This window comes from Bacillus sp. SIMBA_074 (genome assembly GCF_046534555.1).
GTDB classification, from domain to species: Bacteria; Bacillota; Bacilli; order Bacillales; family Bacillaceae_G; genus Bacillus_A; species Bacillus_A mycoides.
This window is the reverse complement of record NZ_JAWRYM010000862.1, coordinates 1-254: the sequence shown is the minus strand read 5'-3', so window position 1 is coordinate 254 and position 254 is coordinate 1. Positions and strand designations below refer to the sequence as shown.

The following is a 254-nucleotide window of genomic DNA, read 5'->3' as shown; positions in this document are numbered from 1 at the left end:
ACCGTCACGTTGTCAGTCATCCACTCACCCAGTTCTTTGTGAATCAGGTAAGCATTTTCTGTTCCATCCATTTTCAGGATGTTGTCGTACTTCGCTTGCTCTTTGCCAGTGAAGCTGTCAAAGAGTGTGGAAGACAGATCATCAGAGGACTGGTTTAATCCGTTAATGTATTCGATTGCTTTTGGACCTGCAACCATACCACCGTAGATCGCGGACAACAGGGAGTTTGCACCCAGACGGTTTGCACCGTGTTG

Annotated in this window: 1 pseudogene; it reads right to left on the bottom strand. The window is 47.2% G+C overall.

The window, feature by feature from the left end:
• A pseudogene (gene sdhA, locus SB773_RS33200) lies at positions 1-254 on the bottom strand (succinate dehydrogenase flavoprotein subunit); the annotation flags it as partial.